The sequence below is a fragment of the Nonomuraea sp. NPDC050022 genome, assembly GCF_044460705.1.
GTDB lineage: Bacteria > Actinomycetota > Actinomycetes > Streptosporangiales > Streptosporangiaceae > Nonomuraea.
Window position 1 is genome coordinate 507,723 of sequence record NZ_JBITKE010000001.1, and the last position, 16,597, is coordinate 524,319.

The 16,597-nt window shown below is 70.7% G+C and carries 14 protein-coding genes, 1 tRNA gene and 1 pseudogene; 10 read left to right on the forward strand and 6 right to left on the reverse strand.

Annotated elements, in window-relative coordinates:
• Positions 1-32: 32 nt before the first annotated feature.
• Positions 33-716: a response regulator transcription factor gene (locus ACIBO2_RS02255; RefSeq protein WP_358547539.1), complete on the forward strand. Its 684-nt coding sequence runs from the start codon at positions 33-35 to the stop codon at positions 714-716.
• Positions 713-4,000, forward strand: coding sequence for a DUF4153 domain-containing protein (locus tag ACIBO2_RS02260; RefSeq protein ID WP_397294911.1), 3,288 nt, complete (start codon positions 713-715; stop codon positions 3,998-4,000). The genes ACIBO2_RS02255 and ACIBO2_RS02260 overlap by 4 nt, the downstream gene beginning before the upstream one ends.
• Before the next feature lie 12 nt (positions 4,001-4,012).
• Here ACIBO2_RS02260 and ACIBO2_RS02265 read toward each other — a convergent pair whose 3' ends face one another.
• On the reverse strand, positions 4,013-4,462 hold the full coding sequence (locus ACIBO2_RS02265; RefSeq protein ID WP_358547535.1) for a hypothetical protein: 450 nt from the start codon (positions 4,460-4,462) through the stop codon (positions 4,013-4,015).
• 242 nt (positions 4,463-4,704) lie between these two features.
• On the opposite strand from ACIBO2_RS02265, the gene ACIBO2_RS02270 reads away from it, so the two are divergent.
• From ACIBO2_RS02270 to ACIBO2_RS02285, 4 genes are all read left to right on the forward strand, one after another.
• Positions 4,705-6,276 carry an amidohydrolase family protein gene (locus tag ACIBO2_RS02270; protein ID WP_358547533.1) on the forward strand — a complete coding sequence of 524 codons (1,572 nt, stop codon included), beginning with the start codon at positions 4,705-4,707 and terminating at the stop codon, positions 6,274-6,276.
• 248 nt (positions 6,277-6,524) lie between these two features.
• On the forward strand, positions 6,525-7,550 hold the full coding sequence (locus tag ACIBO2_RS02275; RefSeq protein WP_358547530.1) for an alanine racemase: 1,026 nt from the start codon (positions 6,525-6,527) through the stop codon (positions 7,548-7,550).
• Between the two features lie 9 nt (positions 7,551-7,559).
• On the forward strand, positions 7,560-7,940 hold the full coding sequence (locus tag ACIBO2_RS02280; protein WP_357941542.1) for a Rid family detoxifying hydrolase: 381 nt from the start codon (positions 7,560-7,562) through the stop codon (positions 7,938-7,940).
• Positions 7,941-7,949: 9 nt separating this feature from the next.
• The gene (locus ACIBO2_RS02285) at positions 7,950-9,146 is read left to right on the forward strand and encodes a hypothetical protein (RefSeq protein ID WP_358206059.1); all 1,197 of its coding nucleotides are present in this window, start codon (positions 7,950-7,952) and stop codon (positions 9,144-9,146) included.
• A gap of 108 nt (positions 9,147-9,254) precedes the next feature.
• On the opposite strand, the gene ACIBO2_RS02290 is transcribed toward ACIBO2_RS02285, so the two are convergent.
• Both ACIBO2_RS02290 and ACIBO2_RS02295 read right to left on the reverse strand, forming a co-directional pair.
• The gene (locus tag ACIBO2_RS02290; RefSeq protein ID WP_358547528.1) at positions 9,255-9,806 is read right to left on the reverse strand and encodes a TetR/AcrR family transcriptional regulator; all 552 of its coding nucleotides are present in this window, start codon (positions 9,804-9,806) and stop codon (positions 9,255-9,257) included.
• A gap of 4 nt (positions 9,807-9,810) precedes the next feature.
• Positions 9,811-10,431: a LysE family translocator gene (locus ACIBO2_RS02295; RefSeq protein ID WP_364001436.1), complete on the reverse strand. Its 621-nt coding sequence runs from the start codon at positions 10,429-10,431 to the stop codon at positions 9,811-9,813.
• Between the two features lie 103 nt (positions 10,432-10,534).
• Between ACIBO2_RS02295 and ACIBO2_RS02300 the strand changes: the two genes are divergently transcribed.
• On the forward strand, positions 10,535-13,279 hold the full coding sequence (locus tag ACIBO2_RS02300; protein ID WP_397294916.1) for an AAA family ATPase: 2,745 nt from the start codon (positions 10,535-10,537) through the stop codon (positions 13,277-13,279).
• 100 nt (positions 13,280-13,379) lie between these two features.
• Here ACIBO2_RS02300 and ACIBO2_RS02305 read toward each other — a convergent pair whose 3' ends face one another.
• Positions 13,380-13,766 (reverse strand): response regulator, encoded by a 387-nt coding sequence (locus ACIBO2_RS02305; RefSeq protein ID WP_357647542.1) that lies wholly within the window; start codon positions 13,764-13,766, stop codon positions 13,380-13,382.
• 116 nt (positions 13,767-13,882) lie between these two features.
• Between ACIBO2_RS02305 and ACIBO2_RS02310 the strand changes: the two genes are divergently transcribed.
• Positions 13,883-13,954 (forward strand) — tRNA-Arg (locus tag ACIBO2_RS02310).
• 178 nt (positions 13,955-14,132) lie between these two features.
• On the opposite strand, the pseudogene ACIBO2_RS02315 reads toward ACIBO2_RS02310, so the two are convergent.
• A pseudogene (locus ACIBO2_RS02315) lies at positions 14,133-14,732 on the reverse strand (hypothetical protein); the annotation flags it as partial.
• Between ACIBO2_RS02315 and ACIBO2_RS02320 the strand changes: the two are divergent.
• Together ACIBO2_RS02320 and ACIBO2_RS02325 are read left to right on the forward strand one after the other, a co-directional pair.
• Positions 14,731-15,036: a hypothetical protein gene (locus ACIBO2_RS02320; protein ID WP_397294918.1), complete on the forward strand. Its 306-nt coding sequence runs from the start codon at positions 14,731-14,733 to the stop codon at positions 15,034-15,036. The pseudogene ACIBO2_RS02315 and the gene ACIBO2_RS02320 overlap by 2 nt on opposite strands.
• 310 nt (positions 15,037-15,346) lie before the next feature.
• On the forward strand, positions 15,347-15,778 hold the full coding sequence (locus ACIBO2_RS02325) for a hypothetical protein (RefSeq protein ID WP_358547518.1): 432 nt from the start codon (positions 15,347-15,349) through the stop codon (positions 15,776-15,778).
• On the opposite strand, the gene ssb is transcribed toward ACIBO2_RS02325, so the two are convergent.
• Positions 15,772-16,557 (reverse strand): single-stranded DNA-binding protein, encoded by a 786-nt coding sequence (ssb, locus tag ACIBO2_RS02330; protein WP_397294920.1) that lies wholly within the window; start codon positions 16,555-16,557, stop codon positions 15,772-15,774. The two genes, ACIBO2_RS02325 and ssb, sit on opposite strands and share 7 nt — an antisense overlap.
• Positions 16,558-16,597 lie beyond the last annotated feature (40 nt).

Here is a 16,597-nt window from a genome sequence, read left to right on the forward strand (position 1 = left end):
CGTCTGCACAGCCCCCTTCTAGGCTTTCGTCCGTGGCAGAGCAGCGACGCATCCTCCTGGTCGAGGACGACGAGACCATCGCCCTGGCCGTACGGAACCGGCTGGCGGCCGAGGGGTTCGACGTCAGGGTGGCGGGGGACGGGGAGACGGCCCTGGCCGAGTACGGCAGGGCGGAGCCCGATCTGGTGATCCTGGACCGGCTGCTGCCGGGACTCGACGGGCTGGAGGTGTGCCGCCGGATGCAGGCGGCCCGGCCGGTGCCGGTGCTCATGCTGACCGCGCTCGGTGAGGAGACCGACGTGCTGGTCGGGCTCGGGGTGGGCGCGGACGACTACTTGGCCAAGCCGTTCAGCATGCGCGAACTGGTGGCCCGGATCCACGCGCTGCTGCGCCGGGTCGAGCGGGCCGTCCAGCTCGCCTCCGAGGACACGGTGATCAGGGTGGGCGAGGTGGAGATCGACACCGCGGCCCGCCGGGTGTTCGTGCGCGGCGCCGAGGCGCAGCTCACCAGGACGGAGTTCGACCTGCTGCGCCGCCTGGCCGAGCGGCCCGGCCAGGTCTTCGAGCGCGACCGGCTGCTGTCGGACGTGTGGGGTTTCTCCGAGGCCGCCGCGACCAGGACCGTGGACAGCCACGTACGCGCGTTACGCCGCAAGCTCGGCTCCGGCGTCGTCCGCACGGTGCACGGCGTCGGCTACGCGCTGGTCCGCCGATGAGGCAGCCGCTCGACTTCCTCGGCCGCATCAAGGTCAAGCTCGGCCTGGTGATCGTGCTGGCCGTGGGCACCGCCTTCCTGGTCAACGAGGTCGGCATCAACTCCGGCCTCTCCCGGCCCATCCGGATCGTGGTCGCGCTGATCCTCGCCCTGATCATGGTGCAGGTGCTCGCCATGGGCATGACCAAGCCGCTGCGCCAGATGGCCAGGGCCGCCCAGACCATCGCCAAGGGCCGCTACACGCTGCGCGTCCGCGCCACCTCGCGCGACGAGGTCGGGGAGCTGGCCAGGGCGTTCAACGCGATGGCGGCCGACCTCGGCGAGGTCGACCGGCAACGGCGCGAGCTCGTCGCGAACGTCAGCCACGAGCTGCGCACCCCCATCACCGGCCTGCGCGCCGTCCTGGAGAACGTCGTGGACGGCGTCTCCGCGGCCGACCCGGTCACCATGAAGACCGCGCTCGCCCAGACCGAACGGCTCGGCCGGCTCGTGGCGCAACTGCTCGACCTGTCACGGCTCGACTCGGGCGTGCGCCTCATGGAACCGGAACCGGTCGAGCTCGCACCGCTGCTGGAGCAGGCCGTACGCGAGGCCGCGCTGGCGCGGGAGGACGTCCGGCTCACCCCGGTGGTCCCCGCCGACCTCGTCGTACGCGCCGACCCCGACCTGCTCGCCCAGGTCCTGGCGAACCTGCTCGACAACGCGGTACGCCACAGCCCGCCCGGCGGCTCGGTCACCGTGACGGGCGCGCCCGACGGGGACGGGGTGCGCATCACCATCGCCGACCAGGGGCCGGGGATCCCCGCCTCGGCTCACGGGCGGGTGTTCGAGCGCTTCTCCCGGCTGGACGCGGGGCGGACGGCGGACGGCGGGGGTGCCGGGCTGGGGCTGGCGATCGTCAAGGAGATCGTCGAACTGCACGGCGGTTCGATCCGCATCGACGACTGCGCGGGGTGCCGCATGATCGTCGATCTACCAGGGAGGACCATCATGGCGGATACGCCATTAGAACCTGTTTCGGGGGCCGGCGAAGGGGTGCCGCCTGCTGCGGCGGGTGATGCTTTAGTCGAGTCGGAGGTTCTCGCCGCGGCGGTCGGTGGGGTTGAGCCGGGTCTGTCTGAGGTGCGGGCCACGGGGGATGTGGAGGCCACGCCGGAGACCGAGACGGCGGGGCAGGCGGTGCTCGCGGCTTCGTCGGCTCAGGAGCCGGGGTCGCCGGGGTCGCCGGCCCCACCGGTCCCGTCGGCTCAGCCGGTCCCATCGGCTTTGTCGGTCCCATCGGCTTTGTCGGACTCGTTGGCGCAGCTGGTCGCGCTGGCTCAGCCGGTGGTCTCGGGTCAGCCGGCCGCGCCGGGTCAGCCGATCGCTCTGGCTCCGTCGGGCGGTTCGTCGGGAGTTTCGCCGTCGTCGGCGCAGGCGGCCGTGTCGGTGGTGCCGGTGTCTGCCGGGCGGCTTGCGCGGATGGTCGGGGGAGGAGTCATCGGGCTGCTTCTCGGGTTCCTGGTCGGGCTGTTCGCGGCCGTGTTCGTCAGTGTGGCCTTGGGCAGCGACACGGCGGCGCTCATCACGCTCGTGCTGGTCACCGCGCTCATCGGGGCCGTCGGGGTGTCTCTGGGGGCGGGTACCGGGCGACGGGCTGCCACTGCCCCGCCCTACCAGCCCGCTCAGGGTCGGTCGCCGGGCCAGCCGTACCAGGGGCAGGGGCAGCCTGGTCCGCAGGTTCACGGTTCGCAGGTGTACGGGCCGCAAGTCCCTGGTCCGCAGGTCCCCGGACCGCAGGGGCACGGGCCGCAGTCACCGCCTCCGCCGTACGTCCCGCCGCCGCTCTTCCCGCGCCCCGACCTGCCCGAGACGCCGCGCTGGCTGCTGCCGGCGGCGGCGGGGGCCGGCGTGTTCACGGCCGTGGCGTTGCCGGACGCGCAGGTGGGGCTGGGGATCGTCCTGGTCACGATGGTGCTGGGCGCCGCGGCGCTGCCCGCGGTGCTGCGGCGGATCACGCCATGGACGGTGCTGTTCGGCCTGACCGCCTACTGGCTGATCGCGATGGCCGCTGTACGCGACGCCGACTGGCTGGTCGGGATCCTGTTCATGGCCGGGTGCGGGCTGCTGGCGCTGGCCGTCTCAGGGGCGGGGTTCGGCTGGCTGGGCGTGATCAGGGGCGGCGTGTCGGTGCTGCTCGCGCTGGGGCCGGTGCCGTGGTTCCTGGCCAAGCCGCTGAAGCGGCTGACCGCCAAGCGGCGCATCCTGCCCATGGTCGCGGCCCTGGGCATCACGGCGGTGTTGCTGGTGGTGTTCGGGCTGCTGTTCGCCTCGGCCGACCCCGTGTTCGCCACCTACCTGGAGCGCCTGACCGCGACCCCGGACTGGGCCGAGTCGGTGCCGCTGCGGATCTTCCTGTTCCTGGTGGGGGCCGTGCTGCTGGCCGCCGTGGTGCTGGTCGCGCTGCGGCCCGTGGTGGATCCGGTCGGGCCCGAGGTCAAGTTCGGCGTGTCCAGGAGCGTCTGGGTGGTGCCGCTGACGGCGGTGAACCTGCTGTTCGCGGCGTTCGTGGCAGTACAGATCACCGTGCTGTTCGGCGGCGACTCCTGGGTGCTGAAGACCGCCGGTCTCACCTACGCCGAGTACGCCCGGCAGGGCTTCTTCCAGCTTGTCGTCGTCAGCGTGTTCGTGATGTGCATCGTCGCCGTCGTGGCCGGCCTGCTCCGGACCGAGCGGCGCGAACGCTGGCTGCTGGCCGGCCAGCTCGGCGTGCTCTGCGCCCTCACCATGGTCGTGCTGGCCTCCGCGCTGCACCGCATGGACCTCTACACCGAGGCGTACGGCCTGTCCCGGCTACGCCTGTCGGTGCAGGCCACGGTGTGGTGGCTGGGCGCGCTGTTCGCCCTGGTCATACTGGCGGGCGCGGCCCGGCTGGCCGGGCGCGGCTCCGGCTGGCTGCCCCGCACGATCGTGCTGGTCACCGGGCTCGGACTGGGCGCGTTCGCGATCGTCAACCCGGACTTCCGGGTGGCTCAGACGCAGGTGGTGGTACGCGGGCCGGCCAAGCTGGACGCGGACTACCTGGGCGACCTCGGCGCGGAAGCCGTACCGGCCCTGGACCGGCTCCCTGAGCCGCAACGCAGCTGCGTACTGACCGACGTGATCAAGGCCAACGGCCTGAACCAGCCGGACGCCTGGAACGGCTGGAACCTGGCCAGGTCGCAGGCCCGCGAACTCCTCGCCAAGCGCCCGGTCGCCACCACGGCCACGGGCTGCGACCGCCCGGAGCCCCGGATCTCCGACTGACGGCCGGTGGTCCTAGCAGTGGGGGTTGGCGGCCTTATAACCGTGCTTGAACGTCTTCGACCGGCCCTTGAAGTGCCCCTTCACACACCGGTGGAACCTGGCCGCGTCCGCGGCGCCCCGTCTCTTGCCCTGTTGCCTGGACTGGGCGCGCCCGGACGTACCGCCCCCGCCACACCCGGCGTGCTTCCGGCCCACCGCCCAGCCGACCTTGTAGCCGAGTCTGTAGTCCGGCTGGCCGGAAGCCGGGTGTTTGGCCGGGCGGGAGGGCTGGCACCGTACGCCGTTGGCGTAGCCGTCGGAGTAGCCCTTCGCGCAGCCCTGGCCCTTGTCGTCGCACGGGTTCAGCCGTGTCGACAGGGCCGCCGTACGGGTGGCCGGGACCGCCACGGTGAAGCCCTGAGGCAGGGCGAGGGCGGCGACAAGAGCCGATCCTAGGACGACGAGCGCGCCTCTTTCGATCATGACCTTCTCCGTCTCCGGCGAAGAGCACGGCCATGTGTCCCGCCTCGAGCAACGAGCGTCTTGAGGTAATTCCCGCTCATATAGTGGACAAATAGCCATGTAGCGCATTAACCATCTCAAGCTTGATCAAAAGTGATCATGTTCTGTTTTGTCGGCCGTTCGAGTCGGCGACGGCCGCCGGACGGGTTTCCCGGGTTGGACCGCAGCCGCGCGGTACCTGCTGGATCATGTTTAATCCTTGAGTGGCTTTCGATGTGATCATCAGCGGCGGACTCGTGCTCGACGGGACGGGGGCGCCGCCATACCGAGCCGATGTGGCGATCACCGGCGACCGGGTCGCCGCCGTGGGCCGCCTCGACGGCACGGAGGCCGCTTCCGTCATCGACGCGAGCGGACGGTTCGTCGCACCGGGGTTCATCGACTGCCACGCCCACGGCGACGCGGCCGTCTTCGACCCCGCCGTACAGTTGGCGACGCTTCGCCAGGGGGTGACCACGTTCGTACTGGGACAGGATGGCCTGTCCTTCGCCCCCGGCTCCGCCGACACCGTCGCCTACGCGGAACGCTACTTCGCAGCAGTGAACGGCCCTCTTGCGGACAGCCCCCGTACGGACGGGCGCCCTTCGGATGACGTGCGTACCGGCGGCGGGCTGTCGGTCGCCGAGCTGCTCCAGGGATACGACCGCGCGGTCGCGCTCAACACCGCCTACCTGATCCCGCACGGCACGATCCGCTACGACGTCATGGGCCCCTCCTCAGGCACCCCCACACGCGACGAGCTGACCCGCCTGCTCACCCACGTCGAACGCGGCCTGGCGGACGGCGCGGTCGGCCTGTCGAGTGGCCTGGAGTACCTGCCCGGCCGCTACGCCTCAGCAGCGGAACTGGCCGCCCTGTGCGCACCCCTCGCGGGCCTGCCGTACGTTACCCACATGCGCGCCTACGGCGAGCGAGCCGACGTAGGCATGTCGGAGGTCGTCGAGATAGCCCAGCGATCCGGTACGGCCGTGCACATCTCCCACCTGCACGGACCCGCGGACGTCCTGCTCCCCCTGGTGGAGCAGGCGCTGTCCGAGGGCGTGGACCTGACCTTCGACTCCTACCCCTACCTGCGCGGCAACACCATCCTGGCGATGGTCGTCCTGCCGCCCGAGGTCCCGGGCGCCGAGCCGGACCGGGCCCTGGAGATGCTGTCGTCCGGGGAGCTCGACGCCTGGTGGCCGGAGCTGGCGCGGACCTGGCCGCGCCTGACCATCTCCCACGCCCCCGGCCTGGAGTGGGCGGAGGGCCTGGGCATGGTCGAGGCGGCCGAGCGGGCGGGCTTGGCGCCGCACGAGTTCTGCCGTCGCCTGCTCATAGAGACGCGCCTGGAGGCGGGCTGCGTGACGGCCCGTCCCGACGAGGGCCCGGAGGGGGAGGAGTCGGTACGCCGCGTACTGCGCCACCCTTCGCAAACGGGCGGCTCGGACGGCATCTACGTGGGCGGCCACCCGCACCCGCGCGGCTTCGGCGCGTTCGCCCGGTTCCTGGGACGGCACGTGCGCGAGCTGGGCGACTGGACGTGGGGGCAGGCCGCCGTCCATCTGTCGTCGCACCCGGCGCGACGCTTCGGCCTGACGGACCGCGGCCTGCTCCGGCGCGGCTTCGCGGCCGACGTGGTGGTGATCGATCCGGCGACGGTGACGGACCTGGCCACGTACGAGACTCCGCGCACACCGGCGAGGGGAGTGGACGACGTGCTCGTGTCGGGGGTGCCGGTGCTGGCGAACGGTGCCTTGACGGGCAAGACTCCGGGACGAGCGCTGCGCCCGTAACCGGCCGGCGCCCCCTGGAAGCACGGACGGGGCCCACAATGCGCACGTCACGGCGCTCAGCCACCTCCACCGGAGGAGCGTGCCCCTGGACAGGGGCCGGCCCCGTGCGGCGGGTGGGGCTCACCGGGCTTGCCGTACAAGATCATAAAATAAACATGAGATAGGGTCAGGCGCGGACAAATGGGGGTGTTGTGCAGGGAATCCACGAACACAATCGGTCCGTCTTCGACGGGGCCACCCTCCCTCTGATGGTCGTGCATCAGGAGGCGCTCGAGCACAACATCGCGACCATGGCCGCCTTCGCCCGCGATCACGGCATGGAGCTGGCGCCGCACGCCAAGACGCACATGTCCCGAGAGATCGCCACCATGCAGCTCGAAGCGGGCGCATGGGCGCTCACCGTGGCGACGGCGCGGCAGGCGATGGCGGTGCGGGAGTTCGGCGCGGCCAGGGTCATGGTGGCCAACCAGATGGTGGACCCCGCCGGGCTGGAGTGGGCGGCGACGGAGCTGGCCGCCGACCCGGGCTTCGACTTCCTGTCCTTCGTGGACTCCGTGGCCGGGGTGGACATCCTGGCCCGCCATGCCTCGTCGCGGCCGTTCAGTGTGCTGGTCGAGCTCGGGCATGAGGGCGGGCGGGCCGGGTGCCGGACGCTGGAGCAGCTGCTGGAGGTGGCCGCGCATGTGCAGCGGACCGACGGGGTGGAGCTGGCGGGTATCGCCGGGTACGAAGGGGCGCTGAAGACGGCGCCCGAGGTCCGGAAATATCTGTATCTGTTGCAGGATGCCGCCGAGCACATCCGCGTCAAGAATCCCATCCTGACCGTCGGCGGCAGCCAGTGGTTCGACGTGATCGGGCGCGAGCTCGTCACCACCCAGGCCAGGATCGTCCTGCGCGCCGGAGCGTACGTCACCCACGACGACGGCTACTACCGCGAGCGCACGCCCTTCAACCGCGTCCCCGGCGAGTTGCGGCCCGCGTTGGAGGTGTGGGCGCACGTGCTGTCCACGCCCGAGCCGGGGCTGGCGATCGTCGGCCTGGGCAAGCGCGACGCGCCGTACGACGAGGGCCTGCCCGTTCCCAGGCGCGGCGGCGTCACCATCGTGAAGATGCAGGACCAGCACACGGTCGTCCGCGCCGACGGGCTCAAGCCGGGCGACCTGCTCGCCTTCGGCATCTCGCACCCGTGCACCGCGTTCGACAAGTGGCGCACGCTCCCGGTGGTCGACCGCGACTACCGCCGCGTCGGCACAATAAGCACCCAATTTGGTTAGGGAGATGCTGTGAAGAAGGAATTGAGAACCACCGAGGGCGCGGCCCCGGTCGGCGCGTACTCTCAGGGCCTGGTCGTCGGCGACTTCGTCTACACCTCGGGCGCGGGGCCGCTCGACCCGCAGACCGGTGAGGTCGTCGGCGACGACGTGGCCGCCCAGACCCACCAGACCATGCGCAACCTCGGCGCCATCCTCGCCGCCCACGGCCTCGGCTTCGACGACGTGGTCAAGGCCACGGTCCACCTGCAGCATCTCAAGCGCGACTTCGCCGCCTACAACGAGGTGTACAAGTCGTACTTCAGCCAGCCGTACCCGGTCCGCACGACCGTCGGCTCGGACCTGATGGACATCCTGGTGGAGATCGACTTCGTCGCGCACAAGAGCGCGTAAGGTCGGTCCGTGGACAGTTCGGTGTACGTCTTCGTCGAAGATCTACGCGGCGAGGGCGTCGAGCGGGTGCTCGACAGGATCAGCGGGTACGGCGTGGCGGGCGTGACCGTCGGCGCCGTACACCACGCCTCCCGCGACGTCACCCCGCACGGACTGTCCAGGCTCACACTCCGCCACGACGGCGCCCACTTCGTCCCGCCGGCCGACCTGTTCTCCGGTCTGCGGCTCAGGCCGACGGCCGGATACCAGAACGCGCTCGACGGCCTGCGCGAAGCCTGTTCGGAGCGGGGGCTGAAGCTCCATGGCTGGACGGTTTTCCTGCGCAATGCCACGATCGGCACCCAGCATCCAGATGTGACCGTGCGCGACTGTTTCGGTGATCGCGGCTCGCTCACCGACCTGTGCCCGGCCCATCCCGATGTGCGGCAGTACGCCGTCGCGTTGGCCAGGGCGGTCGCCCGGCTCGGCGTCGACAGCGTCGTGGCCGAGTCGCTGCACTTCAGGCCGCTCAAACCGCAGCGCTCGTTCGTGCCGCTCGGGCCGATGGACGCCTACCTGTTCGGCCTGTGCTTCTGCGACTACTGCATGCGCCGGGCCACCGACCTGGGCGTCAACGCCGAGGTGGCCCGCGAGGAGTGCGCCAGGATCGTGGGCGGGGTGTTCGACGGCGACCCGCCCGCGCAGGGCGAGGTGACCCGGGCGGCATTGACGGCGTACGCGGGGCCCGAGGTGGTCGCCTACGCCCGCGCCCGGTCGGAGACCGTCACCACGCTGGTCTCTGAGGTGGCCTCCGCCGTGGCGGACGAGGGCTCCAAACTGGTGTTCATCGACTCCACCGGCGCCGTCAAGGGCTACACCGACGGGCTGCCCTCGCCCGGCCTGGCCGCGCACGACGCCTGGCAGCTGGGCGTGGATCTGGTGGCGCTCGGCGACCTCGTGCCCGCGTTCGGCGTGCTCGCCTACGCGCGCGACGCCGCCCGCGTGGCCGACGACGTGGGCGCGTACCTGCGGTCGGTGGGCAAGGATCGGGAGGTACGCGCGGTGCTGCGGCCCGGTTATCCCGACAGCGATTCGGCCGACCGGCTGGTCGCGAAGGCGCGGGGGGCCAAGGCGGCGGGGGCGTTGGCGGTGGACTTTTACGCCTATGGGCTGATGTCGTACCCGGTGCTGGACCGCATCCCAGCCGCACTGGCCGAGGCCCTCTGACCGGCGGCGGGGGCGCTGCGGTGGGCGGCGCGGCGCCGGATTTATCCCGCTAAGAAATGACGCCACCACTGAGGGCCACGGCCACTACCTGGCCCGCGAAGTCGTCCCTCAAGACATGACGCCACCACCGTCAAGCACCACGGACACCGCCTGACTCGCGAATTCGTCCGTGAGCGGCAACCCCCGGAACACCGCCCTGATCCACACCGCCCCGGCCAGCAGATCGACCACGAGCATCGGGTCGACCGACCGTTTCAGCTCGCCCCGCCGTACCGCGCGCTCGAAGACCTGCCGCTCCCGCGCGAACCGATCCGCGAAGAACCTCCGCGCGTCCAACTCGGGATGGCGTACGGCGGCGCCGAGCGCGGCCACCGCGATGTCCCTGGCCGGCGGCTGGGTGAGCAGCCGCCTGATCCCCTCCACGAGGGCGACGAGATCGCCACGCAGGCTCCCCGTGTCCGGCGCCTCGAACTCCAGCGCCTCCGCCTCCACCAACGCCGCCCCCAGCAGCGCGGCCTTGGACGGCCACCACCGGTAGATCGTCGTCTTGTTGACGCCCGACCGCTCGGCCACGCCCTCGACGGTCAGACCGTCATAGCCCTTCTCCGCGACCAGCAGCAGCGTCGCGTCGAAGATCTCCTGCTGCTTCCTCGGCGCCATGCGCTCATTTTCTCCCGGCGAACGCCGTGATCACGCCCAGCCCCAGGTACACCACACCGCTGAAGAGCCGCAGCCCCCTGGCCCTCCTGACGAGGCGGGCGCCGAGCGCCCCGGCGGTGAACGCGTACACCAGATCGGAGAGCACCCCCAGCACCAGAAGCGTGGCACCGAACACCACGATCTGCAGCGCCGGCGACCCCGCCGACGGTTTCACGAACTGCGGCAGCAACGCCAGAAAGAACAGCGTGACCTTGGGATTGAGCAGATTCACCACGACACCTTCGAGGAACACCTTGCCGAGCGGCTGCGCCGGCTGCGACACCTCGGACTCGGCCTGCTCCTTGCCGGTGAGCGCGCGTACCCCCAGATAGACGAGATAGGCGACTCCTGCCCACTTGACGATCCCGAACAGCGTCGCGGACCTCGTGATCAGGTACGAGAGCCCGGCCGCGGCCGCCACGATGTGCACCAGCGTGCCGGTCTCCACGCCGAACGCGCTGGCCAGCCCCGCCGCGCGGCCCTGGGAAAGCCCCCTGGCGGTGATGTAGAGGTGGTTCGGGCCGGGGATGAGCACCAGCGCGAGCGAGGCGCCCACGAAGAGCACGTACGTGGACCAAGGGATCATGAAATATAAGCGTAAAGCGGCTTTGGCCCGCTGTTGAGAGCCAATCGGGTACCCCGTTCCTGGACCAATCGGAATGTCGGCCAGGCGTGGCATAGTTGCTGCCGTGAAGGGTCTCCTGGTCGGGCGCGCTGCTGAGCTGGCGAGACTCGCGCGCGTGCTCGAATCCGCCGCCCTCGGCACCGCCGAGGTGGCGCTTGTCGGCGGCGACGCCGGCATCGGCAAGACCCGGCTGGTGTCCGAGCTGGTCGCCGAGGCCGGTTCCCGTGGCTTCAACGTGCTGGTCGGGCAGTGCGCCGAGCTCGGCGACACACTGCCCTACCTCCCGCTCGCCGACGCCCTGCGCGGCGCCGAGCCCGCCGTCCGCGAGGCGGCCGCCGCCCACCCCCTGCTCGGCCAGCTGTTGCCGGGCGTGGAGAGCGCGCCTCCGGCCGGGCTCACGCAGCAGCGGCTGTTCGGCTCGCTGCTGGGGTTGCTGGCCGAGGTCCAGCCGGTGCTGTTCGTGATCGAGGATCTGCATTGGGCCGATCGCTCGACCCGTGACCTGCTGGTGTTCCTGAGCCGCATGGTGCAGAGCGAGCGCGTGTGCGTCGTCGGCACCTACCGCACCGACGACCTGCACCGCCGCCACCCCCTGCGGCCGGTGCTGGCCGAGCTGAAGCGCCTGCCCAGCGTCACCCACCTGGAGCTTGGCCCCCTCGACTCCGGCGAAATGTCCGACTACGTCGCGACCTTGGGTGATGTGGACGCACAGGAGCTCGGCGTGATCGTCACCCGGGCGGGCGGCAACCCGTTCTATGCCGAGGAGCTGTTCGCCGCCGTGGCCGAGGGCGACACCCTGCCCGACGGGCTGGCGAGCCTGCTGATGTCCCGGGTCGAGGTGCTGTCCGAGCCCGGCCAGCGCGTGCTGCGCGCCGCCGCGGTCGCCGGCCGCCGCGTCGAGGACGAGCTGCTGCGCGAGGTCTCCGGGCTCCCGCTGGCCGACTTCGAGGAGGCCGTACGCGAGATCGTCTCGCGCGGCCTGCTCCGCGTCGACGGCTACGGTTACGCCTTCCGGCACGCCCTGCTGCAGGAAGCCGCCTACACCGACCTGCTGCCCGGAGAGCGCAGCAGACTGCACGCCGACTTCGCGCGACTGCTCACCTCGCCCGCCGAGCTCGCCCACCACCACCTGGCAGGCCACGACCTGGCGGGGGCTCTGGCCGCCTCCGCGAAGGCGGGCAGGCTGGCCGAGCGCCTGGGCGCGCCCGCCGAAGCCCACAGCCACTACGACCGGGCGCTGAGCCTGTGGGACCGAGTTCCCGACGCCGCCGAACTCGCCGGTGAGGAGCGGGCCACGCTGGCCTTCCGCAGCGCGGTGATGGCGGCCGACAGCGGCGACAACCACCGCGCCGTCCAGCAGCTGCGCGCCCTGCCCCCGACCTCCGAGGTCAACGAGCGGCTGGCCTATTACCTGGTCGAGCTCGACGACCAGGAAGGCGCCATCGCCGCGGCCCAACGCGCCGTCGAAGCCGCCGCCGACCAGCCCACCCTCGCCCGAGCCCTGGCCACCCATGCCCGCACGATCACCTGGTCCGCCTGGCACGCCGAAGCCGAGGACATCGCCCACCGCGCCATCGAGACGGCCAGAGCCGCCGGCGCCCGCGACGCGGAAGCGGGCGCCCTGCTCACCCTGGCCCTGCACGCGGAGAACGAAGGCGACATGACCCGGGCCCGCTCGCTCGCCCAGACCGCCTCCGCCGCGAACACCGGCCACCTGGCCATGGACCTGCGCGCCCGCTTCCACTACGCCCGCATCCTCTACGAGCAGGGCCTGCTCGTAGAGGCGGCCGAGATCGCCGACGCGGGCATCCAACTGGCGGTCGAAACCGGCCTAAACTGGAGCACCTACGGCACCGACCTGCGCTTCCTCCGCTTCCTGATCCACTACGTGGCCGGCGAATGGGACGAAGCCGAGGCCACCGCCGCCGGCTTCGGCGCCCGCGTCGGCACACTGCCGGAGGCGGTCCTGTCGTCGTTCGCCCTGTTCGTAGAGGTCGCCCGCGGCCTGCCCGTCGTCGAAGCACGCCTCAACTGGCTGCGCCCGTTCTGGTCCGACGTACTCGTCGCCTACATGTCCCGAGGCATGGCCGCCGAACACGCCCTCTGGTGTGGGGAGCCCGCCCTCGCCCTGGCCCACGTAGAGGCCGCCATGGCCACCCTCGAACCCGGTGAGACGGGCACCTTGCGCGTCGCCGCCATCGGCCTGTGGGCCCTAGCCGACCTAGGCCAGGTGGAGGGCGCCGACGACCTCCTCAACCGCGTCCGCTTCGCCGTCGAATCCGGCCTGGTGGGCGAACGCGGCCCCATGGGCCCAGAAGGCCAAGCCTGGGCCCTGCGAGCGGAGGCCGAATGGCACCGCGTCCACGGCCGCCTCGACGTGGAGCTGTGGCGGCGCGTGGTGGCGGCCTTCGACTTCGGTTTCGTCTACGAGGCGGCCCGCGCCCGCTGGCGCCTCGCGGAGGCCTTGCTGGCAGCAGGCGCCCGTACGGAAGCCCAGGCGGAGTGGGACCTTGCCCGAGAGGCAGCCGGCAAACTCCGCGCCACGCCATTGGAGACCGCCCTGAGCGACTTCGCCCGCCGAGCCCGCTTCACCACCGGCGGCGGCGGCCATGGCGACGGGGGCTTGACGGCACGGGAGACCGAGGTGCTGCGACTGGTGGCGGAGGGGTTGACCAACCGGGAGATCGCGGAGCGGCTGTTCATCGCGCAGAAGACCGTGAGCGTGCACGTGTCCAACATCTTGGGCAAGCTGGAGGTCTCTACGCGTACGCAGGCCGCTGCGGAGGCCCGGACTCGCGCGCTCCTATAGCCCAAACAGCCTTCGCGCGCTGCTCTTGCTCTATGCCCCCGCGCCCCTGCACTGGGAAGTGGCCCCGCGCTGGTCGCGGGGCCACTGACACCTCAGGGGCTCAGACCCGGCTTCCCGCCGCAAGATCGCGGACCACCTCAATGAGCTCCGCCGGGTCGAACGGCTTGGTGAGATAGGCGTCGACGCCAATCCCTCGCCCCCGCCGCTTGTCATCGTCCTGCGCCCGCGCCGTGATCAACACGACCTTGATGTGACTGGTCGCCTCATCGGTACGCAGCCTCTGCGCTGTCACCCAGCCGTCAAGAAACGGCATCATCACGTCAAGCGTGATGACATCGGGCATGACATCGAGCACCCGCTCGAGACAGTCCTGCCCATCGGTGGCGGTGGCGACTTCGAACCCTTCCAGGCTCAAGTTCACCGCGATCAACTGACGGATGACCTCGTCATCGTCCACGACCAGTACTCTGCCAAGAACCTCGCCCACGGCCGCAAAGCTACCCGTAGTGGCGCGGTCACGTGGGGTTTTCCTCGGATGTGTGGCTGGACCTTTATCGTGGTGCGGAGTGGTGGCCCGATACTGGTAGCCTTATCACTCGTTGAGCCCCCTTAGCTCAGGGGATAGAGCACCGGCCTCCGGAGCCGGGTGCGTAGGTTCGAATCCTACAGGGGGCACACGATCTTGACCGGCGGCTTTGGCCGCTGACCAGGGCAAACATCGTACGAACGGGCGGGCCTCCAGTCTCACGGGGTCCCGCCCGTTCTCGTTGTAGCTCGCGGGTTGTGGACCAGTTACGGACAGATCAGCACGGAGCCACAGATTCAGCTCGGTGGCCAGGTCGCGGAGAGCGGGCCGGTCACGGCGGTGCCGGTAGGGAGCAGCGTTCTCGCCGGGGGCGCGGCGGCGCATGCGGATGACGACGGCGCGGTCTTCGATGGTGTCGGGCATCGCCCCGATGCCGGCGAGTGCGGCCATGGCGAAGGTCGGGATGCTTTCGACGCGGTTGGTGGCCGCGTCGTATCGCTTGGCTGGGCGGTTGCGCTGGTGTCCGGCGTTGAGCAGGCCGCGGAGGTCTTCGTTGCCGTCGGCCTTGGGGCCGAAGATGGTGTCGGCCTCGTCCACGAGCATGGTCGGCGAGTCTTCGGTGATGGAGCGGTAGACGGCGGCGCTGGATGAGTTGACGGTGATGAACGGCTCGTGGCAGGTGGCCTCCACCACGTCCAGGAGCCGGGACTTGCCGCAGCGCTTCTCCGGACCGCGGATGACCAGGCGGGGCGCGTGCGCCCATGCTGGCTGGGCGTGGGTGGCGGCGATCCAGAGGGTTACGGCGTCGGCGGCCTCGGGGCTCGGCAGGATGACGTAGCGAGTGAGGGCGGCGCGTAGTCGGTCGAGCAGAGCGGCGCCGTCAGGTGTGCGGTCGTTCATGGCTGGTGCTCCTTGCGTGGTGTTCATGCGGCCCTGGCTGCCGTCATCGCAGACCAAACGCGCCGAGCTTGCGCGTGCCTACGGCGCGGACGGTTATGCGCTGGTGGAAGCGGTATATGCGCCGTTCTCCGATCCGCCTGCGGTGTGTCGGAGGAATCTGCGCGATCACGACCGCCTGCACCTCGAGGTGATCGGCGATGGTGTTGGCGCCCGCGTTGCCCGGACGCAGCTTGATGGCCAGGCACTCGCCGGTGTTGTCGCACCGGGCGGTCAGCGGGAACAAGCCGAAGCTGCCCTTGAACGTCCCGGCCGCGCTTCTTTGTCACTGTGACAGATCTGGATCGTGGCATCCAGCCGGATCACGACCCATTCGCCCAGGTCGCCGTAGCAGGTCCGCGAGGCCGGAATGCCGCCCTGCCGGGCTTCGATCAGATCCCACACCCGCCGCCGGGCCCTGGCCCGCGCAGCCGCGACCTTGTCGCGTTGCCGGGAGGTCACCTCCTCCAGCGTCCGCCACGCGGTCGATGATGAGGAGACCGGCCCGAACCTGTCCCGCTGGCCCACGTACGGAGGGCATACCGCCGATATACCGGGTTCTCTTAGCGTTGCTCCCCGTCCAACACCTATAGAGGGGACCTGAAATGCGCAAGATCTGGACCTTCACTGGGATAGTTGCCACCGCGGCGATCGTCGCCTCCACCGGGGCGGCCCCGGCTACCGCGGCCCCGGCCGCAGCCGCAGCGCTGGCCACCTCGTCGGATGCGCCGACGAAGGCCACCGGCGTCAAGACCAGGGTGTACAGCCATAGGCCCGATTTCGGCACGCTGCAGATGCGCTATGGCAAGTACAAGAACAAGACGTGGATCTGGGCCCGTATCGAGAAGCCGACGAAGTTGGCCAACGACAAGTATGAAATCACAGTCGCGGGCCAGGGCACGTACCTCCACAAGAACATCAGCGGCACCAGCTACACCACGGCGTTGGAGGCCAAGGACGGCGTGAAGTACAAGGTGTGCATAGCCAAGATCGACGCGCAGCTGTGCACGGGCCCCGAGCTCGCGTGGGTCTACTGACTCGTTAAAGACCGAGGGCCGGGGCGAGGCCAGGACGGCTCGACGGCCACCATGCCTCCGGCGAGCCGATCCGCCCGCCCCACGGCGGCGATGCGGTCGAGAGCGTCGGCCCAGCCCCGCGGCGCCTCACCCAGGCGCAGGCCCACGCTGAGCAGCACCCCGCGTGCGCCCCGCTCGGTGACGGCACGCCTCCACTCGGGGGCGAGCCTCACTGTGCCGTCGAACAGCGTGCCGCCCGGGCCGTCGGCCCGCAGCGCGCTCCCGCTGGGCAGCTCCACCCGCCAGCCCGCCGCGCTGTCGAGGGCGTTGTCGAGCGCGGCGACCAGGTGGAGCCCGTGCTGAAGCCCCCAGGACATCACGGCGTCGACCCGCTCGCCGCCCGCCGGGATGGACACGTTCAGAACGGAGGCGTCGCTGAGGCGCCCGGGGCCCGCGCCCGTGGGAGCAGAGCTGACCGCCAACGGGGAGGTCGCTCCCGCGCTGGGTTCCTGGTCACGCTGCGTCTTGACGACCTTGGCGGACGCCCACTTCAGCGACGGGCCGACGTCTTCGACCTCGACCTCGAACACCGTCCGCTTGCCGCCCTCGCGATCTTCATAGGTGCGCTGCTTCAGCCGCCCCGTGACCACGGCCCGGCAGCCCCTGGTCAGCGACTCTGCGTAGTTCTCGACAAGCTTCCGGAACGCCGAGCAGCGCAGGAACAACGTGTCGCCATCGCTCCACTCGCCGGTGGCCTGGTCCCGAACTCGCCGCGACGACGCGATGGTGAACGACGCCACCGCCACACCCTGCTGCGAGAAGTTCAGCGAGGGATCGTCG

Excerpts from the sequence above, each read along its gene's own strand:
- ACIBO2_RS02325 (WP_358547518.1), top strand. The coding sequence starts at position 15,347 with ATGCGCAAGATCTGGACCTTCACTGGGATAGTTGCCACCGCGGCGATC.
- ACIBO2_RS02290 (WP_358547528.1), bottom strand. The coding sequence starts at position 9,806 with ATGGCGCCGAGGAAGCAGCAGGAGATCTTCGACGCGACGCTGCTGCTG.
- ACIBO2_RS02320 (WP_397294918.1), top strand. The coding sequence starts at position 14,731 with ATGCGGCCCTGGCTGCCGTCATCGCAGACCAAACGCGCCGAGCTTGCG.
- ACIBO2_RS02265 (WP_358547535.1), bottom strand. The coding sequence starts at position 4,462 with ATGATCGAAAGAGGCGCGCTCGTCGTCCTAGGATCGGCTCTTGTCGCC.
- ACIBO2_RS02260 (WP_397294911.1), top strand. The coding sequence starts at position 713 with ATGAGGCAGCCGCTCGACTTCCTCGGCCGCATCAAGGTCAAGCTCGGC.
- ACIBO2_RS02295 (WP_364001436.1), bottom strand. The coding sequence starts at position 10,431 with ATGATCCCTTGGTCCACGTACGTGCTCTTCGTGGGCGCCTCGCTCGCG.
- ACIBO2_RS02275 (WP_358547530.1), top strand. The coding sequence starts at position 6,525 with ATGGTCGTGCATCAGGAGGCGCTCGAGCACAACATCGCGACCATGGCC.